Origin of the sequence: Borreliella valaisiana VS116 (genome assembly GCF_000170955.2) — a bacterium.
Classification (GTDB): Bacteria; Spirochaetota; Spirochaetia; order Borreliales; family Borreliaceae; genus Borreliella; species Borreliella valaisiana.
Map to the genome: position 1 here is coordinate 807,035 of NZ_ABCY02000001.1, position 21,804 is coordinate 828,838.

26 protein-coding genes, 1 tRNA gene and 1 pseudogene are annotated in these 21,804 nt (G+C 28.3%); 15 read left to right on the plus strand and 13 right to left on the minus strand.

What is annotated here, in order from left to right; genetic code table 11:
- From BVAVS116_RS03840 to flgF, 13 genes and pseudogenes are all read right to left on the minus strand, one after another.
- Window positions 1–1,149: a two-component system sensor histidine kinase NtrB gene (locus BVAVS116_RS03840; protein ID WP_006068246.1), complete on the minus strand. Its 1,149-nt coding sequence runs from the start codon at window positions 1,147–1,149 to the stop codon at window positions 1–3.
- Window positions 1,146–2,192 (minus strand): hypothetical protein, encoded by a 1,047-nt coding sequence (locus BVAVS116_RS03845; RefSeq protein ID WP_006068333.1) that lies wholly within the window; start codon window positions 2,190–2,192, stop codon window positions 1,146–1,148. Before BVAVS116_RS03845 ends, BVAVS116_RS03840 begins: the two co-directional genes overlap by 4 nt.
- Window positions 2,193–2,202: 10 nt before the next feature.
- The gene (locus BVAVS116_RS03850) at window positions 2,203–2,691 is read right to left on the minus strand and encodes a CvpA family protein (RefSeq protein ID WP_006068848.1); all 489 of its coding nucleotides are present in this window, start codon (window positions 2,689–2,691) and stop codon (window positions 2,203–2,205) included.
- Complete coding sequence (gene murG, locus BVAVS116_RS03855; protein ID WP_006068982.1) at window positions 2,688–3,779, minus strand: undecaprenyldiphospho-muramoylpentapeptide beta-N-acetylglucosaminyltransferase; 1,092 nt, start codon at window positions 3,777–3,779, stop codon at window positions 2,688–2,690. The genes BVAVS116_RS03850 and murG overlap by 4 nt, the downstream gene beginning before the upstream one ends.
- 140 nt (window positions 3,780–3,919) lie before the next feature.
- Complete coding sequence (locus tag BVAVS116_RS03860; RefSeq protein WP_006068797.1) at window positions 3,920–4,720, minus strand: PfkB family carbohydrate kinase; 801 nt, start codon at window positions 4,718–4,720, stop codon at window positions 3,920–3,922.
- Window positions 4,695–5,736: pseudogene (gene tsaD / locus BVAVS116_RS03865) on the minus strand (tRNA (adenosine(37)-N6)-threonylcarbamoyltransferase complex transferase subunit TsaD). Before tsaD ends, BVAVS116_RS03860 begins: the two are co-directional and overlap by 26 nt.
- Window positions 5,733–6,620: a divergent polysaccharide deacetylase family protein gene (locus tag BVAVS116_RS03870; protein WP_006068596.1), complete on the minus strand. Its 888-nt coding sequence runs from the start codon at window positions 6,618–6,620 to the stop codon at window positions 5,733–5,735. The pseudogene tsaD and the gene BVAVS116_RS03870 overlap by 4 nt, the downstream one beginning before the upstream one ends.
- A gap of 50 nt (window positions 6,621–6,670) precedes the next feature.
- The gene (gene rpoS / locus BVAVS116_RS03875) at window positions 6,671–7,471 is read right to left on the minus strand and encodes an RNA polymerase sigma factor RpoS (protein ID WP_006068507.1); all 801 of its coding nucleotides are present in this window, start codon (window positions 7,469–7,471) and stop codon (window positions 6,671–6,673) included.
- Between the two features lie 150 nt (window positions 7,472–7,621).
- On the minus strand, window positions 7,622–7,942 hold the full coding sequence (locus BVAVS116_RS03880) for a rod-binding protein (protein WP_006068591.1): 321 nt from the start codon (window positions 7,940–7,942) through the stop codon (window positions 7,622–7,624).
- The gene (locus BVAVS116_RS03885; RefSeq protein WP_006068276.1) at window positions 7,932–8,930 is read right to left on the minus strand and encodes a flagellar basal body P-ring protein FlgI; all 999 of its coding nucleotides are present in this window, start codon (window positions 8,928–8,930) and stop codon (window positions 7,932–7,934) included. The genes BVAVS116_RS03880 and BVAVS116_RS03885 overlap by 11 nt, the downstream gene beginning before the upstream one ends.
- A gap of 141 nt (window positions 8,931–9,071) precedes the next feature.
- Entirely contained in the window at window positions 9,072–9,506 is a 435-nt protein-coding gene (locus BVAVS116_RS03890) for a hypothetical protein (RefSeq protein WP_006068860.1), read from the minus strand.
- Between the two features lie 199 nt (window positions 9,507–9,705).
- The gene (flgG, locus tag BVAVS116_RS03895; RefSeq protein ID WP_006068361.1) at window positions 9,706–10,503 is read right to left on the minus strand and encodes a flagellar basal-body rod protein FlgG; all 798 of its coding nucleotides are present in this window, start codon (window positions 10,501–10,503) and stop codon (window positions 9,706–9,708) included.
- A gap of 12 nt (window positions 10,504–10,515) precedes the next feature.
- Window positions 10,516–11,364 (minus strand): flagellar basal-body rod protein FlgF, encoded by an 849-nt coding sequence (flgF, locus tag BVAVS116_RS03900; protein WP_006068878.1) that lies wholly within the window; start codon window positions 11,362–11,364, stop codon window positions 10,516–10,518.
- A 248-nt stretch (window positions 11,365–11,612) separates the two neighbouring features.
- Here flgF and BVAVS116_RS03905 point away from each other — a divergent pair, with 248 nt between their 5' ends.
- The 15 genes from BVAVS116_RS03905 to ftsH all read left to right on the plus strand — a co-directional run bounded on the left by BVAVS116_RS03905 (window position 11,613) and on the right by ftsH (window position 21,798).
- Window positions 11,613–12,173, plus strand: a complete 561-nt coding sequence (locus tag BVAVS116_RS03905; RefSeq protein ID WP_006068780.1) for a DUF2147 domain-containing protein — start codon at window positions 11,613–11,615, stop codon at window positions 12,171–12,173.
- 61 nt (window positions 12,174–12,234) lie between these two features.
- Window positions 12,235–12,765, plus strand: coding sequence for an adenine phosphoribosyltransferase (locus BVAVS116_RS03910; protein ID WP_006068666.1), 531 nt, complete (start codon window positions 12,235–12,237; stop codon window positions 12,763–12,765).
- Window positions 12,766–12,822: 57 nt separating this feature from the next.
- Window positions 12,823–13,137 carry a 50S ribosomal protein L21 gene (gene rplU, locus BVAVS116_RS03915; RefSeq protein ID WP_006068478.1) on the plus strand — a complete coding sequence of 105 codons (315 nt, stop codon included), beginning with the start codon at window positions 12,823–12,825 and terminating at the stop codon, window positions 13,135–13,137.
- A gap of 5 nt (window positions 13,138–13,142) precedes the next feature.
- Window positions 13,143–13,463, plus strand: a complete 321-nt coding sequence (locus BVAVS116_RS03920; protein WP_040351350.1) for a ribosomal-processing cysteine protease Prp — start codon at window positions 13,143–13,145, stop codon at window positions 13,461–13,463.
- Window positions 13,463–13,708 (plus strand): 50S ribosomal protein L27, encoded by a 246-nt coding sequence (rpmA, locus tag BVAVS116_RS03925; RefSeq protein ID WP_002557368.1) that lies wholly within the window; start codon window positions 13,463–13,465, stop codon window positions 13,706–13,708. The genes BVAVS116_RS03920 and rpmA overlap by 1 nt, the downstream gene beginning before the upstream one ends.
- Before the next feature lie 47 nt (window positions 13,709–13,755).
- Window positions 13,756–14,742: a GTPase ObgE gene (gene obgE, locus BVAVS116_RS03930; protein ID WP_006068304.1), complete on the plus strand. Its 987-nt coding sequence runs from the start codon at window positions 13,756–13,758 to the stop codon at window positions 14,740–14,742.
- Window positions 14,743–14,811: 69 nt separating this feature from the next.
- Window positions 14,812–15,393 carry a nicotinate (nicotinamide) nucleotide adenylyltransferase gene (gene nadD, locus BVAVS116_RS03935; RefSeq protein WP_006068624.1) on the plus strand — a complete coding sequence of 194 codons (582 nt, stop codon included), beginning with the start codon at window positions 14,812–14,814 and terminating at the stop codon, window positions 15,391–15,393.
- On the plus strand, window positions 15,390–16,574 hold the full coding sequence (locus tag BVAVS116_RS03940) for an LCP family protein (RefSeq protein ID WP_006068662.1): 1,185 nt from the start codon (window positions 15,390–15,392) through the stop codon (window positions 16,572–16,574). Before nadD ends, BVAVS116_RS03940 begins: the two co-directional genes overlap by 4 nt.
- Window positions 16,549–16,899 carry a ribosome silencing factor gene (gene rsfS / locus BVAVS116_RS03945; RefSeq protein ID WP_006068468.1) on the plus strand — a complete coding sequence of 117 codons (351 nt, stop codon included), beginning with the start codon at window positions 16,549–16,551 and terminating at the stop codon, window positions 16,897–16,899. Before BVAVS116_RS03940 ends, rsfS begins: the two co-directional genes overlap by 26 nt.
- 103 nt (window positions 16,900–17,002) lie before the next feature.
- Complete coding sequence (spoVG, locus tag BVAVS116_RS03950; RefSeq protein WP_004791087.1) at window positions 17,003–17,296, plus strand: DNA-binding protein SpoVG; 294 nt, start codon at window positions 17,003–17,005, stop codon at window positions 17,294–17,296.
- Between the two features lie 61 nt (window positions 17,297–17,357).
- Window positions 17,358–17,429 (plus strand) — tRNA-Gln (locus tag BVAVS116_RS03955).
- 24 nt (window positions 17,430–17,453) lie between these two features.
- Window positions 17,454–18,002, plus strand: a complete 549-nt coding sequence (locus tag BVAVS116_RS03960; protein ID WP_006068206.1) for a 50S ribosomal protein L25/general stress protein Ctc — start codon at window positions 17,454–17,456, stop codon at window positions 18,000–18,002.
- A gap of 3 nt (window positions 18,003–18,005) precedes the next feature.
- Window positions 18,006–18,572: an aminoacyl-tRNA hydrolase gene (pth, locus tag BVAVS116_RS03965; protein WP_006068463.1), complete on the plus strand. Its 567-nt coding sequence runs from the start codon at window positions 18,006–18,008 to the stop codon at window positions 18,570–18,572.
- Entirely contained in the window at window positions 18,572–19,894 is a 1,323-nt protein-coding gene (tilS, locus tag BVAVS116_RS03970) for a tRNA lysidine(34) synthetase TilS (protein WP_006068787.1), read from the plus strand. Before pth ends, tilS begins: the two co-directional genes overlap by 1 nt.
- Entirely contained in the window at window positions 19,891–21,798 is a 1,908-nt protein-coding gene (ftsH, locus tag BVAVS116_RS03975) for an ATP-dependent zinc metalloprotease FtsH (protein WP_006068536.1), read from the plus strand. The genes tilS and ftsH overlap by 4 nt, the downstream gene beginning before the upstream one ends.
- The last annotated feature ends 6 nt before the right edge of the window (window positions 21,799–21,804 follow it).

The following is a 21,804-nucleotide window of genomic DNA, read 5'->3' on the forward strand; positions in this document are numbered from 1 at the left end:
TCAATACCCTTCAATTAAAATATTTTTTTTATTTAGTTTAGGAAGTGTAATTGTAAAAATAGTTCCTTTATTTTCCTTGCTTTCTACAAAAATTTCACCCCCAAGCTCTTTTATTATTTTATAAGAGATGGTAAGACCTATTCCACTTCCTTTTTCTTTTGTGCTAAATTGAGGTTTAAATATTTCCTCTTTTACTTCATCTTTTATCCCATTTCCGTTATCTTTTATGTTAATATGTATTTTATTGTCTTTTTCGAAAAGACAAATTTCTATTTTTTTTATTTCTTTTTTTATTTCAAGTAGTGCTTCTTCTGCGTTTTTAACGATGTTTATAATAACTTGTTTTAATAATTTTTCATCAATTAGGATATCGCTTGTTTTGTTTAAATTAAGCAATAGTTTGATGTTTTTGTTTTCTAATCCAGGATTTAATAATTCACATACACTGTTTATTACTTGTTTAATGTCTTTTTCTTGTAAGTTAATTTTTATTGGTCTGACAGTTAATAAAAATTCTGTAACTATTTTATCTACTCTGTTTATTTCTTCTTTTATGACTTTAAAATAATTTTCAGCTTTACCATTTTTTATTTTTTGTTTTTGAATTTCCTTTTTTAGTAGTTGTAAATTTATATCGATAGCCCCAAGTGGGTTTTTGATTTCATGGGCAATATTTCTTGCATGTCTTGTAAAAGAGGCCAAAGCCTCAACTCTTCTAAACAGTTCCTCTTGTTTCTTTTTCTCTTTAATGTCTTCGATTAAAATAATATTACCCTCAAGTTTTTTTTCTTTAACATAAGGCATAAATGAAATTTTAATGTATATGTTGTTTGAGATTGGAACTTCTAATCCTATTATTCTATCTTCTGTTCTAACTAGTTCTTTTATTAAATTTATTAAGATTGGGATTTGAATATCATCAAGAATTTCTATTTTTGATTTAGATGTTAAAGCTAAAATTTGGTATAAAATCTTATTTGAATAGATTATGTTGTTTTGTTTGTCAAGCACAATGATTCCTTCATTAATTGATGCAAATATTCCGTCATATATTTCTATTTTTTTGTAAATTTGTTCAATAAATTTAGTTTTTTGTTCATTAGATAATTTGTTTAGCTTTGTTAAAGCTTTTTTAAAAAAATTATTCATATCTCCTCGTAATTTAGCATCAAGTTTTCTATTATTAATTTTTTGTTTTGATTATAAGGGCGATATTTGTAAATATTTTTCAAATGTTCTGTGTATTTGATATATTGATTAATATTTATCTTATTTTCTAAAAAATCATTTCTAATATTAATTGCAAGTTCGTTTAAAAATATTTTAAAGCTTTGATCATCTTTTATAAAATCGACTTCTTCAAGATTAAATATGGATTTTTTTTCTTTAATTATACTTAAAATTTTTATCAATTCTTTTTTTATTTTTTTGCTTTCTTCTTTGTAAAATGAAGCAAAATATTCCTCAATTGTTATATCTTTGTCTATTAGAAAGCTTTCTTTGAATTTTTGAATTTCTGATATTCTTGCTGATTTTGTGAAATTGTATACTCTAAGTCTTGACAGTATTGTTTTTGGTATTTTGTTTTTATTTCTTGCTGCTAAAATAAAGTAAATATTTGAAGGAGGCTCTTCTAGTATTTTTAAAAGTGAGTTATGCACATTAAATGATAAATTTTCGATTTCGTTTATGTAAATTACCTTGGATTTTTCTTTTTCAGAAAAAATCCAAGCTTGAATTTTTTTTACATCAGAAACAGTAATACTATGATTTAGTTCTTTGTTTATATTTTCTATGTTTTTTATAAGCTCATTTATTATGTTTATATTATATTCTTTTTGATAATAAACAGAATTAATGTAGTTAATATTTTTCTCTATTTTTTTCAAATTTTTTTCATTACTGAAATAACATTTGGTAAAAATTACAGTTTTAATGTATTCTAAGTATTTATTTGCTATCTTGTACGAATTTGTAGAGAGGTGTGCTTTTGCTTCTATTGTATCGAGATTTGAGAAAATGAGCAAATTGGGGTTTGTTAAGTTTTTTTCATTTAATATTTTTTTTGCAAGCTCAATTGCGCTGACCTTTTTTGATGAAAACTTTTCTCCTAGTAAAAGAATTGCATTTGGCAATATTTTTTGATCATATGCGTTTATTATGTCTTTGGCGATCTGTGGAAGTATTATCATTGTTGTTTCCTTATTTTGTTTTTGAGATCTTAAAGAGATAGTTTATTCCGGGGTTTAAATAATCAAGGAGTTTGCTTTCTTTTAGAAAATATTCAGGCTTAAATATTTGTTGTGAGTGTATTATGTAAACTACAATTGCAATTATTCCAAAGGCTTCAAGTAGGCCAAGTACTAAACCCAGCATTCTATTGAAGAATAATAATTGCAGTTGGCTTATTATTGATTCTAGTAAAGATTGTAGTATTAAAAATCCTATATGTATGATTAGAAAAAATACAAGTAGTGCTTGAATGTATGATAGTTCAATAATAGGTTCAACCAGTTTTCTAAATTCTTCAGTTTTTTTGTAAAGCAGTAGTATTAAAACAAAAACCTCAGCAAATCCGCCAATTTCTTTAATGAATCCTCTTAAAAATCCTCTAAACCCCAAAGATGTAAAAATTATTATTATTAATATGTCTACTATTCCAGTTATTTTTACAGGATCATTTACTATCATTTAGATTTTGTCTCCTTAATATCTTTTATTAATAGTTCGGCTATTAAAGTTGAAGAATGTTTATTATTAAATTTTTTGATATTTGTTTTGAGAGAGTTGATTTTTTCTCCATCTTTTAACGTATCTTTTATAATCTTCAAAATATTTGTATTTAAAATTTCATCTTCATCTATATAAATGCAAGCATTTTGATTTTTTAATAATTTTGCATTTTTAATTTGATCTCCCCTAGAGCCTTTCTTAAATGGAATCAAAATTATGCATGCACAAGCATTTGCAAATTCCTTTATTGCTCCAGCTCCAGCTCTGCTTATTATTATATTGGAAAATTTAACTATGCTTGACATTTCTTCTGCATTAAAAAATTGTCTTCTCAGGTAATTTTTTTCTCTCTGGTCATTTAAGTTTTTTCCTGATTGATGAATGAAGTAAAGTTCAATATCCTTTTTAATACAGAGTGCGAGACTATTTAAAGCATTAGCGCCAAGAGAGCCCCCAAGTATGCTAACAATTGGTTTTTTAGTATTTTGAGTTAATTGTTTGATGATTTTAGGATTTGGAGTTAAAAATTCTTTTCTTATAGGAGATCCTGTGTAGATAATGTTTTTATGGTTTTTAAAGTATTTTTCACTTTCTTTGAAGCTTATGTATATTTTGTTTGCAAATTTAGAGTTAATTTTTGTTGCAAGTCCAGGATCTAGGTCCATTTCATGGGTTATTCTTTTTATTTTTAGCAAACTAGATGCAATGATTGTAGGAGTTGAGACAAATCCCCCAGTTGCATAGATAATCTGAGGTTTGTATTTTTTTAAAATGTAGAAGCTTTTTATTATTCCAAGTAGTACTTTAAAAAAGTCAGTAAAGTTTTGAAAAGAAAAATAGCGTCTAAGTTTTCCGCATGGAATCGAAATAAATTTAATATTATTTTGCTCTTTTATTAATTTTTCTTCTATAGAATTTTTTTTACCTATCCAAAAAAAATCAATTTCCGTGTCAAATTCTTTTAATTTTTGTATTATAGATATTCCTGGAAATACGTGGCCTCCGGTTCCCCCCCCGGTAAAAAATATTATTTTTTTATTTGTCATATATTTGTTTACTCATAGTAATAATCAAGCACTTGCTTTGTAATAGATTTTTTGTACATTTTTAATAATATAATGCAATGCAAATATTGTCTTTTGTGCTAAAAAATCGATTCAATCTTTAAAATTAAATTTAATGAAATTTAAATGAAAAATGTATTTTTTAAAAAATTTTCAATCTGAACCCCTTCTTTTTTTAAAGCATTTTCTTTAATTGAATTTTTTATTATTAAGTGAATAGCTTTTGTTGTTTTTTCTAAAGCCTGTTCTATTTCGAACCTTTCCAGGTATCCTATAAGCAAGCTAGTAAATAAATCTCCTGTTCCACTGAAATTTTGTTCTAATTTTTCTAAAAAAAACTCTGAGTATTCATTGTTTTTAGGATTGTAACAAATGTTTCCCAAAAGATCTCCTTTTTTGACGCTTGTAACAACCACTATTCCTTTTGTATCAAGATTTAATATTGCCTTTATAATATCATCTTTGGTATTAAGTGGTGAACTTCCGCTTAGCATTTCAAGCTCTGTTATATTGGGTGTTATTATGTTTGCATACTTTATTATCTTTCTAAATCCATTAATTATTTTATTATCAAATATAGGATAAATTATTCCATTGTCAGCAAATACTGGATCAATTACAATTTTTTCAAATTTTAGCAATTTAACCATTTTTTCTATTGTTATTTGTTGCGTTTCGCTTCCCAGAAATCCCGTATAGAGTATGTCAAAATATTCATTTTGCTCTTTCCATATCTTGATAAATTTTTCCAAATGATCAGTTAAATCCACTATTTCAAATTTTTTATAAGCTGTGGAAGCAGAAAGAACTGCTGTTACAAAAGGACATACTTGCATATTAAACGAAGATATTACTGGTATGCATACTGTAAGAGATGTTCTTCCTATGCTTGAAATATCATGCATTGCTAAAATTCTTTTCATTAATTTTTCCCTTTATTCTGGTTTTTATAATTTTCTATCCTTGAATTTGCATCAATTTCAATTGGACTTTCTCCGTATTTTAAATACATATTAAATCCAAGTCCCGCAATCATTGCTCCATTGTCTGTACAAAGATCAAGAGGAGGGTAGTAAGTTTGTATTTTAAGCTTATTTATTTTCTCTCTTAAGTATAAATTGCTCGCAACGCCGCCTGCTATTACTAATTTGTTGATTTGAGTATCTTTTATTGCTCTTTTTAGCGGGATGATTAAATTTTCAAAGGCAGCTTTTTGGAAGCTTGCAGCGATATTATTTTTTGTTATTGGATTATCTTTGCTTTTGAATTTTTCGAGTTGGTGTATGCAAGCTGTTTTTAGCCCAGAGTATGAAAAATCATACCAGTTTTCTTTTTTTCTAAAGGTGGTAACTGGAAATTTAAATGTGTTTTCATCTCCATTTTTAGATATTTGTTCGATGTTTGGACCTCCAGGAAACCCCATATCATAATGTTTTGCTACTTTGTCAAAGGCTTCTCCGCAAGAATCATCTAGGGTTCTTCCAAGTATTTCAACATCATCGAAATTTTTTTGTTTGGCGATCAATGTATGTCCACCGCTTAATAATAATGATATAAATGGATATTCTATTTTTGAGTGCATTAAAGGGGCGTAAAGATGGCCTAAGATGTGGTCAATGCAAACAATAGGTTTTTTTAATGAAATTGCTAGACCTTTGGCAAAGTTTAAACCAACTATTAAAGATCCAATAAGTCCAGGTCTAGATGTTACAGCTATTAAGTCAATTTCAGATATTTTAGTATTTGCCTTTTTTAGTGCTTTTATGCAAACAGACATAATAGCTTCAGTATGAAGTCTTGAGGCAATTTCAGGTACTACGCCGTAATATTTTTTATGTTCTTTTTGATTTAATTTTATATTGCTTAAAATATTAATGCCGTTTTCTACTACAGCTATGCAGCAGTCGTCGCAAGAAGTCTCTATTCCAAGCACTTTCATCTGATTGTTTCCTCGTAAAGATTTAATAAGTTGTCAAATTCGAATTCTTGGTTTAAATTAGACTCTTCTTTTTCTAGGACTTTTAGTGTGTTTTTAGACCAAATATGTCCGATTACTTTTACTATTCCATGTTTTCTTGCAATATTTTTTGCTTTTTCAAGCTCTTTGAGTACTGACTTTTCTGTGTCTTTGCTATCAAGAAATACGTCTCTTTTTTCTACTTTAACTCCAATTTCTTTGCCTACCGTTTCTGGTACGCTTCCCGCAATAGTTACGCTGTCGAAAAAATATCTTTCAATCTCTTTAAGCTTTATTAAAATGATTTTCATCAAATCTTTATTTGAAGTTATTAAACTACCCATGTGGTTATTCATTATTTTTGCATCAGGATACATTTTAAATGTTTTTTCGATTTTTTTGTGTATTTCTTCTTTTTTGTCTTCTATGTTTATATGAAATTTTTCTATTGAATTTCTATGTTTTGATTGCATTGGAAAATGTATTATTATCGTTTTGTTATTATTTTTTAGTTTTTTGTATAAAATCGTTGATTTTGGTAAAAATGGAATAATAGCATAATTTATTTCAAGATTAAGTTTTATAAATTGTTCTAACATGAATTCATCATAACCCACATCGTCGATGATTAAGTAAAACTTAGGCTTGATTTCGGGTTTTTTATTTTCTTTGTTATTTTTTATTATTAAATTATCTTTTTGTATTTCTTGAAACCCATCTTTAAGTGGTGCATTTGCAACTTTTAAATTGTTGTTGTTGTTAAAATAGAAAAAGCTTGTAAATGCTTGAGTTGCTCCAATAACAATGGAAATTATGATAAAAATTACAATAATAAACTTATTTTTTTTAATATAAAATAAAAACATTCATGACCACTGACTTACAAGTAGATCAGAACATGCCATGAATGTCAATGCTAATTTATCTCTTCTTTTAGTTTTTTAAGAACTCTTTTTTCGATTTGTCTTACAGTTTCTGATGATATTCCAAGTTCCATTGAAATATCTTTTAAAGTGCTTTTTTTGGGACTATTGTCTAGGTTGTATCTTTTTTTGATTATATATCTTTCTTTTTCATTTAATTTTGTTTCAAGCACATAATTCAAATGTTTTAGAGTTGAGTCTTGTTCAAGAGTAATTTCAGGGTTAAAAGAATTATCCTCATATAGGTTCAAGAGTGTTGAATTTTCAGATCCTTCTATTTCTTTATCTAGAGAATATTCTTTTTCAAGATAAGGAATAATTTTTATATACTGGGCAGGAGATAGATTGAATCTTTTCATTATTTCTTCTTTTTTGGGTGATTTTTCTTCTTCTGTTAAATATTTATTTATTTGTAGTATTAGATTTTCTTTTCTGTATGGAACTTTCACCAATCTAGTTTTAGTGTTTAATGCTCTTTGTAGTGATTGCTTGATCCAAAATGATGCATAAGTTGAAAATTTGGTGTTTTTATTCGGATCATATTTCTCAGCAGCTCTTATTAATCCCAGGTTGCCTTCTTGAATTAAGTCCTCAATTTTTAAACCTTTGCCAGCATATCTTTTTATTATTTTTAAAACAAGTCGCAAATTTGCGTTTATCATTTTATTTTTTGCTTGTGCGCTGCCTCTTTGTATTTGTCCTGCAAGTTTAATCTCTTCTTCATGAGTAATTAGCTTGTGTTCTCTTACCGATTTTAAATATATGTTTAAATCCTCGTTGCTAAATATATTCATAGTAGTATATTTTGTCTCCCCTTTTTTTGAATATTGTGATTAAGTGTTTATTAATTACTTAACTTTCATGCAAAAATTGTGCCAATTTAGTTTAAAAATAGTTTTAAATTAAACTGGATATAATTTTGAGGTGAGGAGTGTTTTTTTGAATTATTTAGTTTTTTGCAATTGATTGTAAATCAAATTGGCAATTCCAAAGCTTTGAGATTGCGCTATTTGTTTTGCTCTTTGTTCGTAAAGCATGTCTTCAAAAATTTCTTCTACTTGGCCTCCGCTGAGCAAATTTTGATTTTTGTTAAGAGTTTTTTTCATGCTTTCAAGCATTTGCTTGATAAATATAGCTTCAAATTCCAAAGAAGCTTTTAGAAGTTCTTCGTTTTTTTGAAAGGATTTTTTCATTTCTAAGGGATTTTTAAAATTATTTATTTGATTTTTAAATTTTAAATTTTGTAAATTAATTTTAGTTTCCATTAACTTCCCCCAAGATAAGTTCTCCATTTAATTTATTGATTTTTTGTGCAGCTTGAATTATTTGAATTAATTCTTTATGACTAAGATTGTTGGAATTTTTCAATATAAATTCGTTTAATTTCATTGAGTTTACTCGAATTGTTGTTTTATTGTTACTATTTAAAATATTTTGATCGTCTTTTTCAATAGAAAATGTAAACGTTCCTATTGTTGCATTTTCACTTGCTAGAATAATACCATTTTTTTTGTCTATTAGTATTTTAGGATTAGTTTCTATTTGAATATTCTCAATCTCTTCTAATAGACTTATGTCTTTTGCTTCTATTTCTATTGTGTTATCTGATTTAATTTTATTGTTAATTTTTTTAGAGGTCAATATTTTATGAATTTTATTTATTAATGTATAATTTCCTTTTTTAAGAATTATATTATAACTGTAGTTAATATTTTGATTTTCATTTATTATTACACTATCTAGAGTGTGTTCAGATTCTTTTAATTTGTTATTGGTCTTTATAATTCCTGATGCAATTGCTATTATTTCTCCTTCCTTATTTTTAAGATTTGTTTTTAAAAGTATTCCATTTGTTAAATCTTTTGAGCCTAATATTGATGCAATGTAAGCCTTATGTTTTGAGCTCTTGTTTATATTACCGTTTACTTGGGAGCTAACATTTACTAATGCAATATTTTTGCTTTCTATGTTGTTAGAGCCTATTTCGTCTATTGTATTGTTTTTTTCCAAAATTTTATTTATAAGGTCTTTTTGTTTTAGAGAGTCTCCTTTTCCTCCAAGACCTACTACTATTCCAATGCCTGTTAAAAAGTTTGTGTTTGTGGGGCAAATATTTGCAATTTCTTTTAATTTTACGTTTTCAGACAGGTGATTGCTAAATGATTGTTTAGATTCTATTTCTGTTGAAACTTTGTTTGTTTGGGCTAATAGACTTGTTGCAAATGTAATTAACATTAACATTAATTTGTTCATTCTTTACTCTATTTATTTTATTTCTTTAATACCTATTATTTTATATCAATTATTGTAATTAATGAAACTTTTTTTCGGGAGAATTGATAATTAATCCTATATTTAATAATTTTTAGATTGGGGGGAAGATAAAATAAAGCATTATTCTTTTTGTACTTTATTTAATCTTATTTCTTCATTTTTGATTGTGTTGCGTATAACTTTATATTTACTATTGTTTAATTCATTTAGACTTAAAACATCATTTATCCTTGTCGTGTTAATTTTGTATTTAAAATAGATGTTGTGTTCATTAAGGATTTCATTTTTTTTTAGATTTTCTTTTGCAAATACAATGGGTTCGATTATATCAATATACATATTAATGTAATTGTGTCTTTTATAGCTTTCAAAGTTTCTTGCATAATAAACTAAAGTTTTTTGAATTGGAATATTCTTGTATGAGCTGTTGTTTTTTACTTTAAATTTTATTTTTTTAAAAAATTTGTCGTCTATGTTTATTTCAGATTCATCAAAGTTAAATTGAAGTATGTAGATATTTTCATTTGATAAGTTTTTTGTGATGTAATAAATCATTTCAAAAATTATTGATTTTTTCTTTAAATGTGGGGGGATATATATTGTTGATAAGCTTTGATTGTTACATATTTTTGAATACTTCTTTGAAAAGAAATATGCTTTACTAGGATTAATGTTGAAGCACAAATCATTAGCAGCATTTATAATTGAGCTTGTTGTGAAAAATAAAATAAAAATAAATAATTTTTTTTTTATTTTATTGCCTTTTTAAATTATTTGCGATTCCCAACATATTGTCAGAAGTTTGAATAGCCTTTGAGTTTATTTCATAAGCTCTTTGAGCTACTATCATTGTTACCATTTCTTCAGCAATAGATACATTCGACATTTCAAGAATACCTTGTTTTAGTCTTCCCATACCTTCGGTTCCCGGTATTCCTGCTATTTCTTGGCCTGATCCAGCTGTTTCTTTGAATAAATTGCTTCCAATAGCGCTTAGTCCTGCGGGATTAACGAATCTTGATATTTCAATTTGTCCAAGTTCTATTGGCTCATTGTTGTTATCAATTTTTACCGACACTATTCCTTGATCAGATATTGTAATTGAGTTTTGGATATATTCTTCTGGGAAGAATATATTAGGCAATACCTTGTATCCTTGGCTTGTTACAAGTTCTCGATTAGAATCGATTTTAAATGATCCATCCCTGGTATATGCATAAGTGCCATCAGGCAGAAGAATTTTGTAAAACCCGTCTCCTTCAATAGCAACATCAGTGAGTAAATTGGTAGATTGCATTTTTCCTTGTTCAAATATTCTATGAGTAGCAGCAATTTTTGTTCCATGGCCAACTTGATTTCCAAGCGGTCTTAGAGTATTTTCAGTTGCAGGAGTTCCTGCTCTGTCTTGAGTTTGATAAATCAAGTCTTCAAATTCTGCTCTTATTTTTTTAAATCCTGTAGTATTCACATTTGAAAGATTATTCGCAATTGTGTCTACATTGTATTGTTGTGCAGTCATTCCACTTGCTGCTGTCCATAATGCTCTCATCATAAAATATGCTCCTTAATATTTTCCAATTTCATTTATTAATTTTCCTAATAGATTATCTTCAGTTTGTATTGTTTTTTGATTAGCTTCGTAAGCTCTGTTTATTTCAATCATTAAAACCATTTCTTTAACGGGATTAACATTGGAAGCTTCGAGTGTTTCTGTTTCTATTTTAGGCCTTAATGATATGTCCATTTCTTGTGCCTTGCCAGATGTTTTTGTATCAATCCATAAAGAATTTCCTTGTTTTTTGAGAAATCTGGGATTTTCAAAATTTACAATTCTGATGGTATCAAGCAGTTCATAATTTTCCCAAGAATTTTCATACTCACTAACAAGTCTTTTGGGATTTGATTCAAAGCTTGAATTGTGGAAAATTTGCCCTTGGGGTGTTATTTTAAAATTATTTTTTTTCAGATATATATATCCTTTTTCTCCAAGAACAGGGAATCCGCTTTTTGTAACAAGGATTCCTTCTTTTCCAATAGTAAAAGATCCATTTCTTGTATATCTTTCTCCATCTGAAGTTTGTATTACAAAAAATCCTTGATCAGTGAGCGCTAAATCTAATGGATTGCCAGTAGTTTTTAATGGGCCTTGTTCAAATAGTGTATATATCTCATTTTCTTCAACCCCTGTTCCTAGCTTGCCTACAATAGGAGCTGTTTCAAGATGTCCTTTGGGAAATTTATAAAGTCCATCATCATTTAGTCTTCTTATTAGCATTTCTGGAAATGCTTTTTGAATGGATAAATCTTTTTTGTATCCAACAAGATCTATGTTTGCTAAATTATTTGACACTACATCAAGCTTGCGCCTTTCTGCCATCATTCCGCTGGCAGCTGTATAAATTCCTCTTACCACGGTTAAATCCTTCAAGACAATTAACTTTACTAATACTAGCATTATTTGTCTTATATAACAATTAATTGACCCGTTGTTTTTTTGTTTAAATTTATATTTCTTCATTTAGGTTTTTGTCTTTAATATAATTAAAATTATAAAATAAGTTGTATAATGATGTTTGTGGCTAATTTTTAAATTATTTATCTTGAATGAGTAATTTAAAAAAAAGAACTACAATTTAGAATTATTAGTTTTAAGGAGAATTGATGAATAGAGTTTTTTCAAAATTTTTTCTTTTTTTTTGTTTTGCAATATTTTTATCTGCAAATTCAGAAGATTCGAATGAGAATGAATTTATTAATAAGGCTGAAAACCTTAATTCTGAAGATGAGGTTTTAGGGTATTGGGTTGGTTATAATGATGCGGGCAATATAAAAAATTCTATTATTTATATATATAAATATAATGGAGAAGTTTACGGTCGAATTTTAATGATAATAAAAGACGGCAAAAAGTATGATGCTGAAAACCCTTCAGGAGACACTGTGGTTGGGTTTGAAAATCTTGCAATAGAAGGTCTTGATTTTATGTGGGGTCTTAAGTATTCTCATGCTTCTAAAAAGTGGGATAGGGGTAAAATAATAGATCCTAAAAACGGTAAAATTTATAATTCTGAAATGAGAGTTGATAGTAAAACCGGAAATCTTATTACCAAGGGGAAAGTTTGGATTTTTGGTAGAAGCAAAATTTGGACAAGAGCTAAAGTTGACGAAATACCAAAAGTAGACTTACATAATCTTGTTCCAGTTCCTCCTGTAAAAGAATAAATTTGGCTTTTGGTCTTACTATTTTGAAAAATACACAAACATTAGATGGGATGATTAAGTTATGAAAAATAAAATAGAGTATTACGACCAATTTATTGCAAAAGTACCCGATTTTCCTAAAAAGGGTGTTCTTTTTTATGATATTACTAGTGTTTTATTAAAGCCTGAAGTTTATACCTCATTAATAAATGAGGTATATTCTTTTTATAATTTAAAAAAGATTGATTGCATTGCGGTTGTTGAATCTAGGGGATATTTGATAGGCGCTCCGTTGTCTTTAAAAATGCATCTTCCTCTTGTTTTAATTCGAAAAGAGGGTAAATTGCCCAGAGAGGTTTTTAGTGAAGAGTATGAGCTTGAATATGGCTTTGGGAGAATAGAGGTTCACAAAGACGATATTAAGATGTATTCCAATATTCTTTTAATAGATGATATATTAGCTACCGGCGGAACTTTAAAATCGTCTGCAATTTTGCTAGAGAGAGCCGGAGGTAGGGTTAAAGATATTTTTTGTTTTATTGAGCTTTGCAGTATTAATGGTAGGCACCTTCTTGAAGGCTATGAAGTTAATTCTCTTGTAAGGTACAATTAATTTAATGCTTGACTTTTCTTTTTTATTAAATTTACAATATTTAGTTGAGGTAATGTAATGTATGCACTGGTAGAAATAAATGGCAAGCAATATAAAGCTATTGAGGGCGAATTTTTAAAAATAGATAAAATTTCTCCTATTGAAGAAAAAAAGAAATTGGAATTTAATAGTATTTTGCTTATTAATAAAGATGGGGAGATTAAAATAGGAAAGCCCTATGTTATGAATTCTCTTATTAGATGTACCTATAAAGAAGATAAAAAAGATAAAAAGGTTGTTTCTTACAGATACAGAAGAAGAAAATCAAGTGAGAGAAAAGTTGGGCACAGACAAACCTATTCTTATATTTTGGTTGATGAAATAGTTTTTTAAGTTTATTGATTAATGTTTTAGTAAAAGTAAAAGACGATGTAATCATTTATATTCTAGCCAATGGTCATGCTATGAGCAAAAATAATGTTAATGTTGTCTGCTCTTCTTTTTCTTTTATTTTGAGAACCTTTTTTAGTGTTCTTGATTTTGAGGGTGAGTCTTTTATTGTAAAAAATTCAAAAAAAGGCTATTTAGAATTTAAGCCTTTTTTTAAGGATTTAAGTAAAAAAAGTCTTTTTTATTATAGTAGATTTTTAATTAGAGGCATAAGTGATTTATGCTTTGAGTATCCTGATGATATTAAATTAGTTTTGGAGGAAAATTAATGGCAACAAGTAAAAGTGGTGGTAGTTCAAAAAATGGACGAGATTCTATATCTAAGCGGCTTGGAGTTAAAAGAAGTGGTGGTCAGTTTGTTAAGGCTGGAGAAATAATTGTTAGACAAAGAGGTACAAAATTTCATAAGGGTAAAAACGTTGGCCTTGGAAGAGACTATACAATATTTGCGCTTTCATCTGGGAAGGTAGAGTTTAAAACTTTAAAGGGACGAAAATATGTAAATATTGTTTAGTATGTAAATATTTATTTTTTAGTTTTAATTGAGAAATTGGAGAAAATTTGTACAACTTTAAGGACTCTGTTAGTATAACGGTAGTTTCGGGCAATGGTGGTTCTGGGTGTGTTTCTTTTTTGCGAGAAAAGTTTAATGCAAAGGGTGGTCCAGATGGCGGGAATGGCGGGAATGGCGGGAGTGTAATTTTCAAGGTGAGAGAAAATCTTTGCACTTTGTCTTTTTATAAAAATGGTCATGTGCTTTGTGCCGAAAATGGTAAACCTGGAATGGGTTTCAAGAGAAGTGGCGCTAATGGTAAAGATTTGATTCTTTTTGTTCCCCCAAATACAGGCATTTATAATGAAAATGATGGAACTCTTTTGTATAGACTTAAAGATTTAACTGACGAATTTGTTATTTTAAAAGGTGGCAGAGGTGGTCTTGGTAATTGGAATTTTAAAACTTCGGTTAGAAGGGCGCCAAGGTTTGCTCAACCCGGAGAATCAGGCAATAGTTTGAATGTGCGTCTTGAGCTTTTTTTGGTGGCGGATATTGGGCTTGTTGGTCTTCCTAATGCTGGTAAATCTTCTCTGCTTAATAGAATAACTTCAGCAAAGTCTAGGGTCGCGAATTATCCTTTTACAACAAAGATTCCTCATCTTGGTATACTTAGATATTCTTGGGATGATTTAATCATTGCAGATATTCCAGGAATAATTAAAGGCGCTAGCTTTGGAGTAGGACTTGGAACTAAATTTTTAAAACATATTGCTAAAACTAAAATTTTAGCTTTAGTAATTGATATTTCTGAAGCAAATTTTTTGGAATCATATAACATTCTTTTAAACGAATTAAAATCTTATAGCTATGAGCTTTTTAATAAAAAAAAAATTATTGTTGCTAACAAGCTTGATTTGGATAATTCTAATAAAAATTTTGATAGTTTGATAAAAACCCTGAGAAAAGAAAAGATTGTCGGCATTTCTATTTATGAAAATATAGGGATTGATGAACTTATTAAAGAATTTTTTATTTTGGCTAAAACTTTTTAATAAAATTAATTTTTTATTTCTAGCTTTTTTGTTTTTAAGACATTTATTTGATTTGGAGAAAAGTAATTAATGAGAATTGCAATATTGGGTGGCACTTATAATCCAATTCATATTGGGCATATTTTTTTGGCTAAAGAGATAGAGTATTTATTAAATATTGATAAGGTAATATTTATTCCTACTTGTAATCCGGCCCATAAATCGATTGGGGAGGAGGTTAGTGTTAAAAATAGAATAGATATGCTCGAGCTTGCATTAAAGAATGAAAGTAAAATGTTCATAGATGATTGCGACATAATAAATGGTGGCATAACTTATACTGTTGATACTATTTCTTGTATTAAAAAAAAATATAAAAACGTCAAACTTTTTTTGGTTATTGGTGATGATCTTTTCAAAAATTTTGATTCATGGAAAAATCCCCAAAGTATTGTAAGTTCTGTTGATCTTGTTGTTGCCCACAGAATCTACAAAAAGAGGCTGAAAAGTTCCTTTAAGCATATTTATATAGATAATAAAATAATATCAATCTCTTCATCAGAAATTAGAAATAGAATTGCGAATGGACTTCCTGTTGATTATTTACTACCCTTTGATGTGTTAAAATACATTAAAGATAATAATTTATATATTAAAAAGGTAAATATTTGAGAAAAGATTTAATTTTTTTAGTTCTAATTGTTCTAATAATAGCAAGTGTACTAATTTTTTTTATTAGAAGCTCGAAAAAAGAGTTGGTTTATTTTGAACTTAATACAAAGAGCAATATTAGTTTTTTGTTTATAGTAGAAGATCCTAACAGAAATCTTGTAAGTATGCAAGAAATTTTTATTAATATAAAAACAGGAAATCTTGGTTTTTTAGATATTCCAATTCATACCGGATATGAAGATTTAAAAGGTAATATATCTTGGTTTAAAGATCTATATAAAAAAAATTCTTTTAATAATTTTTTATCTAAAATTTATACACAATTATCTCATGAATCAGATTATTATATTCGTTTTCAAAAAGAAAATTTTGTTAAACTCATTGACTATTTGGGAGGGGTTAGACTTCTTGTTAAAAATCCAGTAAAAATTTATAGCTTCGAAGATTCTATTTTAATACCTTCTGGTACTTCCAATTTTGATGGTGATAAAGCGTATGATTATTTGAGATATTTTAATGATGTTGATCAGTTTGAAGAGAGAGTTGAATTTTTTAAAGAGTTTTTTAAAAAACTTCTTTTTCAAATTTCAGATTTTGGTATTGAAAATAACAATTTTTTTAAAATATATTCTATGTTAGACACTAACCTTTCAGAAGTTGTTTTTAAGTATATTGTTAAAAATTATAAAATAAATAACGATAAAATTATTTCTATTAATATTAAAGGGCAAGAAGAGATTTTTAAAGATAATGATAATAATTTGATAAAGGTGGTTTTTCCTTATTATGGGGGCGCTATTTTAAAAGAATCGGTGGAGAAATTGAATAAAGAGTTAGTTAATGAAGGCTTGCAAGAGATAGTAAAGATTGTTATTTTAAATGGAACAAAAGTTGTTGGGCTTGCAAAAAAAACAGCAAATATTTTTAATTCTTTAAAATTTAAAGTTTTAAAATTTGGTAATGCAGATAAAAATTCTTATAAAAATACCTTGATTATAAACAATTCAGATAATTTGGAAATGGCTGTTAGAGTTGGGGAGGTAATCAAAGCTTCAAATATTAAGCCAATTTCTGAAGTTCAAACTAAAAGATTGTTAGAGCTTGATAATCTTGATATTAATCCCGATGTAATAGTTGTTTTAGGAGATGATTTTGATGGAAGATATGTTAAAAGTAAGTGATGTTAATGCTTTATGTAAAACAATAAGCGATTTTAATGGAATTGACGTTATAGGCATTAATGTTGGCAATATTTGCAATTGGACTGATTTTTTTATAATAGCTACTTTTTTATCATTTAAGCAAATGGAGACTTTGTATGTTGATAAAATAGTTAAATTTTTTAAAGAAAAAAAAATTAACCTTAACGTTCAGGGAAAAGGATTAGTTTATGACTGGACTATTGTTTCAGGTGGAAATTTGGTGATTCATTTAATGAGCGAAAAATCTAGAGAATACTATGAGCTTGAAAAAATATGGTCCAAAGGGATTATTATTTATCCTTAATTACTGTTTAATTAAAAAAACTAAAAATATCATAAAAATATGTTTACAAAAAATAGAAAATATTTTAGATTTAAGGTATGTACTTTTTGCGGGAGGCTTATAAGTGGATATTACAGACATAAGGATTAAGAAAGTTGAAAGTAAAAATTCTGGTTCTAAATTGTTAGCATATGTTGCTGTTACTTTTGATAATTGCTTAGTTCTTCACAATATTAGAGTTATTAAAGGGCAAAAGGGAGTATTTATTGCTATGCCTAACAGAAGAACTAGAGTTGGTGAATATAAAGACATTGTACATCCTATTAGTCAGGATTTTAGAAAAACTTTGCAGACTTCTATTTTTAAGGAATATATAAGAGAAAATCCAGCTGATCTTGAGCTTGAATTAGATTTTTAAATAATTGTTGACAAAGCGTGTTGTATCTTGTATGCTTGTCAATTGTAAGTATTAAGGTATTTGGGACGTCGACAAGCGGTAAGTCAACTGGTTTTGGTCCAGTCATTCGAGGGTTCGAATCCTTCCGTCCCAGTATTTTACATTAGGAGTTTTTTTGGTGGAAAATAGCAGGGTTTTAAGTTGTGAATATAGATCAAGCTTTGGGTCTTCTAATGCTCGTAGAATAAGAGCTAAATATGAAATACCAGCTGTTGTTTACGGTCAGGGTAATGATGTTTCACATTTGCAAATTAAGAGTAGTGAGTTTAATAAGAAATTTGCAAAGTTTACAGACAATACTGTCTTAATATTAAATGATGGCAAGCTTGAAAGATGTGTTTTTGTTAAAGATGTTGCAGAAAATATTGCCAGCAAGCTCATTTATCATATTGATTTTTATGAAGTGGATAGGCATGTTGAGCTTGAAAGATATGTTCCGATTAAGCTTACTGGGGCTTCTGTTGGGGTTAAGGAAGGCGGAATTTTAACTGTTTTAAAAGAGCAAGTTAAGGTAAAGTCTTTACCTCTAGATTTGCCAGAATTCATAGAGCTTGATTTGACTCCCGTTAATAAAGGAGATAGTGTTCTTCTTAAAGATCTTGTGTTGCCTTCTAATGTTAGACTTGCAGAAAATGACGAGAATTTGGAAGTTGTTATTATAAAGTGATTTATGGGGTTGTTGATACTTGGATTAGGAAACCCTGGATTAGAATTTTCTTTAACTAGGCATAATGTTGGCTTTTCTCTTTTAGATAAAATTGTTTCTAAGAATGGCCTTTTTTTAAAGAGAAAAAAAAAGTATGAATATTCAGAGTTGAAGATGATTTCTAGAAGAGTAATTTTGGTTAAGCCATTGACTTATATGAACCTAAGCGGATCTATATTTCCTTTAATATTTTCAGATTTTTATATGTGCATAAAAAATTTATTGGTAGTTCTTGATAATGTTGATCTCCCCTTGGGGAAATGTAGACTTAAAGAGCGAGGTGGCGTGTCTACTCATAATGGCCTTAAGTCAATTTCAAGTGTTCTTGGAAGTTCTAACTACAGTAGACTTTATATTGGGGTTGGAAGCAATGTTATGTGTGATATAAAAAGTTTTGTTCTCTCTAAATTTTGCAAGGATGAAATAGATAGACTTGAAAAATTGTATGACTTTTTAAGTGATGAGTTACTTGATATTAGTGAGACAAATTTTAAAAATAAGGTTCAAAAAATCAATTCTAGTAATTTTTAATGCATTTTTTAGACAATAATATACAAATTAAAATAGATAAATTTTATAAAAAAAATTTTTTAAGTAAAGATCGGGTTATTGTTGCTTTTTCTGGAGGGGCCGATTCTACAACTTTATTATTGAATTTAAAATATTATTTAAACAATAATATTATTGCGTTTTATTTTGCTCATTTTATTAGATCTGATAATGAGCAAAATAAAGAGATAGAGCATGTAAAGGGGTTTTGTGATCTTTACAACATTGATTTAAAAATTAAGAAATGTGATGTAGATATAAAAAGTGAGTCAGTTAGGTTGGGAGTATCTATTGAAGAGCTTGCAAGAAAGTTTAGATATAATGCTTTAGAAAATGCTCTTAAAGAAAATGATGCAAATTATATTGCACTTGCTCATAACGAGAATGATCAAATTGAAACAATCATTATGAGATTTTTTCAAGGATCTTTTTTGGATGGTCTTGCAGGTATTCCCGATGTTAATAGAAATATTATAAGACCTTTACTCGAGGTTTCAAGGCTAGAAATTGAAAATTTTTTATCTTTGAATAATATTAGTTTTTTTGTTGATAGTACGAATGCTCAAAATTTATATTTAAGAAATAGAGTTAGAAATAATTTATTACCATATATAGAAAAGATTTTTAAAGGGTACGAAAAATGTCTTAAAAGAATATCTGAATTTTCAAAGGAATTTACAGATTATTTTGAAAAAAAGGAATTTTTTCCCGTTGAGAAAGGCAAATATTATTATTCTTTTGATTTGAAAACTTTTTTAGATTTTCCCAAGTATTTGGTGTTTAGATTGATTTTTAAAATTTTAAATTCAGAGGGAATTGTAGCTAAAGTTTCTTATAAATCTCTTAATGAAATATTTAAAGTAGAGATTGATAAAAAGAAAAACAATGTTTTGTTAAAAACCAATGATTTTTTTTTAGAAAAAAGGCATAATAAAATTAATTTGATTTTTAAAAGAGATGAAAAATTTTACAAACCTTTTGATTTTATTTTGGAAGTTGGGAAATGGCATAGTTTATCTTTAGGTAAGATTTTGCTAAAATGTTTAGAGTGTAATGCAGTTTCTGTATCAAGGCTAAAATGTTGTTCTTATGAGTTTAGATATAAATTTTTTAAGGATAGATTGAAAGCAAAAAAATTTTTTTCTAAGTTTATAAGGTGTAATCCGACTTATTTGATGTTATTGGCATTAGATAATAGGTTAATTGGAATTATTGATTTAAATACTTTAAACTTATTATGGAGTGAAAAAAGAATTCTTAAAAAAATTAGTATATCTTTGATTGGAGGGCTTTTAAAGGAATGAATGGCAATAATAATATGAATAATAATGGAAAGTCTAATAACAAAAAAAAGAATAAAAATTGGATTTTAGGACTTGTTGTTATTTTTTTAATTTCAGCAATATTTATGTCATATTTTATAAGGGGGGGGGAAAGCTATAAAAATGTTCCTTATAGTACTTTTCAGAGTTATTTAGACAATGGTTTGGTTGAGTCTGTAATAATAATTGATAAAAATTTGATTCAATTTGTTGTCAAAGGTTCTAACTTTACGAAATCTTATTTTTCTACCAGTATTCCTTATCTTGATATAAATTTGCTTTCAGAACTAAAAAATAAAAAAGTTGAGCTTAGCTCGGGTAAAAGCCAAGCTTCTTTGATTGGAGTTTTATTACAAACTTTGCCATGGATTTTATTTTTTGTTTTCTTTTTCTTTATATTTCGTCAAACTCAAGGTGGTGGTGGAAAGGTTTTTACATTTGGAAAAAGTAATGCTCAAAAGTATGAAGCTGGAAAGAACAAAATTACCTTTAAAGATGTGGCTGGTCAAGAAGAGGTTAAACAAGAGCTTTACGAAGTTGTTGAATTTCTTAAAAATCCAAAAAAATTTGAAAAAATAGGTGCAAAAATTCCTAAAGGGGTGCTTTTGGTTGGCTCTCCGGGTACTGGCAAGACTTTGCTTGCCAAAGCCGTTGCTGGCGAGGCTGGGGTTAGTTTTTTTCACATGTCAGGTTCAGATTTTGTTGAAATGTTTGTTGGAGTTGGAGCAAGCCGTGTTAGAGATTTATTTGACAATGCTAGAAAAAATTCTCCATGTATCATTTTTATTGATGAGCTTGATGCTGTTGGTCGAAGTCGTGGTGCAGGGCTTGGCGGCGGTCATGATGAAAGAGAGCAAACTCTTAATCAGCTATTGGTTGAAATGGATGGATTTGGAACGCATACCAATGTAATTGTTATGGCTGCCACAAATCGTCCAGATGTTCTTGATTCTGCTCTGCTTAGACCTGGACGATTTGATAGGCAAGTAACAGTTTCTTTGCCTGATATTAAGGAAAGAGAGGCAATATTAAATATTCATTCTGCAAAAACAAAACTTTCAAAAGATATTAATTTACAGGTAATAGCAAGAGCTACTCCTGGAGCTAGTGGTGCTGATCTTGCAAATTTAATTAATGAGGGAGCCTTAATAGCTGCAAGAAATAATCAAGATGAAATTTTAATGAAGGATATGGAAGAAGCTAGAGATAAAATATTGATGGGAGTTGCAAAAAAATCTATGACTATTACCGATAAACAAAAGCTTGAGACGGCTTATCATGAGGCAGGTCATGCCTTGCTTCATTATTATCTTAAATATGCTGATCCACTCCACAAGGTTACCATTATTCCAAGAGGTAGGGCACTTGGTGTCGCATTTTCGCTTCCAAGGGAAGATAGGCTTTCAATAAACAAGCATCAAATTCTTGATAAAATAAAGATATGTTATGGTGGTTATGCTAGTGAGCAAATAAATTTGGGTGTTACAACAGCGGGTGTTCAAAACGATTTAATGCAAGCTACTAGTTTGGCTAAAAAAATGGTTACAGAGTGGGGAATGGGTGAAGAAGTTGGGCCAATATTTTTAGTAGATGATGAAGCACCCATTTTTCTTCCAAAAGAGTTTTCAAAGGCTAAGGCTTATTCTGAGAACACTGCTGATAAAGTTGATAGAGAGGTAAAAAGAATACTTGAAGAATGCTTAAAAGAGGCTTCAGATATTCTTATAAAGCATAAGGATCAACTTGTTAAGCTTGCAAAAGAACTTGTTTTAAGAGAAACATTGACAGACAAAGAAGTGAGAGAGCTTTTGGGGTTTGAAGCTAGTAAAGATGAATACGATTTAATTGTAGCAAACTCTGTTGCAAAAGAAGTAAAGGAGGAATAGATATAA

Excerpts from the sequence above, each read along its gene's own strand:
- BVAVS116_RS03840 (WP_006068246.1), bottom strand. The coding sequence starts at position 1,149 with ATGAATAATTTTTTTAAAAAAGCTTTAACAAAGCTAAACAAATTATCT.
- BVAVS116_RS03845 (WP_006068333.1), bottom strand. The coding sequence starts at position 2,192 with ATGATAATACTTCCACAGATCGCCAAAGACATAATAAACGCATATGAT.
- BVAVS116_RS03850 (WP_006068848.1), bottom strand. The coding sequence starts at position 2,691 with ATGATAGTAAATGATCCTGTAAAAATAACTGGAATAGTAGACATATTA.
- murG (WP_006068982.1), bottom strand. The coding sequence starts at position 3,779 with ATGACAAATAAAAAAATAATATTTTTTACCGGGGGGGGAACCGGAGGC.
- BVAVS116_RS03860 (WP_006068797.1), bottom strand. The coding sequence starts at position 4,720 with ATGAAAAGAATTTTAGCAATGCATGATATTTCAAGCATAGGAAGAACA.
- BVAVS116_RS03870 (WP_006068596.1), bottom strand. The coding sequence starts at position 6,620 with ATGTTTTTATTTTATATTAAAAAAAATAAGTTTATTATTGTAATTTTT.
- rpoS (WP_006068507.1), bottom strand. The coding sequence starts at position 7,471 with ATGAATATATTTAGCAACGAGGATTTAAACATATATTTAAAATCGGTA.
- BVAVS116_RS03880 (WP_006068591.1), bottom strand. The coding sequence starts at position 7,942 with ATGGAAACTAAAATTAATTTACAAAATTTAAAATTTAAAAATCAAATA.
- BVAVS116_RS03885 (WP_006068276.1), bottom strand. The coding sequence starts at position 8,930 with ATGAACAAATTAATGTTAATGTTAATTACATTTGCAACAAGTCTATTA.
- BVAVS116_RS03890 (WP_006068860.1), bottom strand. The coding sequence starts at position 9,506 with ATGATTTATTACATCACAAAAAACTTATCAAATGAAAATATCTACATA.
- flgG (WP_006068361.1), bottom strand. The coding sequence starts at position 10,503 with ATGATGAGAGCATTATGGACAGCAGCAAGTGGAATGACTGCACAACAA.
- BVAVS116_RS03905 (WP_006068780.1), top strand. The coding sequence starts at position 11,613 with ATGAATAGAGTTTTTTCAAAATTTTTTCTTTTTTTTTGTTTTGCAATA.
- BVAVS116_RS03910 (WP_006068666.1), top strand. The coding sequence starts at position 12,235 with ATGAAAAATAAAATAGAGTATTACGACCAATTTATTGCAAAAGTACCC.
- rplU (WP_006068478.1), top strand. The coding sequence starts at position 12,823 with ATGTATGCACTGGTAGAAATAAATGGCAAGCAATATAAAGCTATTGAG.
- rpmA (WP_002557368.1), top strand. The coding sequence starts at position 13,463 with ATGGCAACAAGTAAAAGTGGTGGTAGTTCAAAAAATGGACGAGATTCT.
- nadD (WP_006068624.1), top strand. The coding sequence starts at position 14,812 with ATGAGAATTGCAATATTGGGTGGCACTTATAATCCAATTCATATTGGG.
- rsfS (WP_006068468.1), top strand. The coding sequence starts at position 16,549 with ATGGAAGATATGTTAAAAGTAAGTGATGTTAATGCTTTATGTAAAACA.
- pth (WP_006068463.1), top strand. The coding sequence starts at position 18,006 with ATGGGGTTGTTGATACTTGGATTAGGAAACCCTGGATTAGAATTTTCT.
- tilS (WP_006068787.1), top strand. The coding sequence starts at position 18,572 with ATGCATTTTTTAGACAATAATATACAAATTAAAATAGATAAATTTTAT.
- ftsH (WP_006068536.1), top strand. The coding sequence starts at position 19,891 with ATGAATGGCAATAATAATATGAATAATAATGGAAAGTCTAATAACAAA.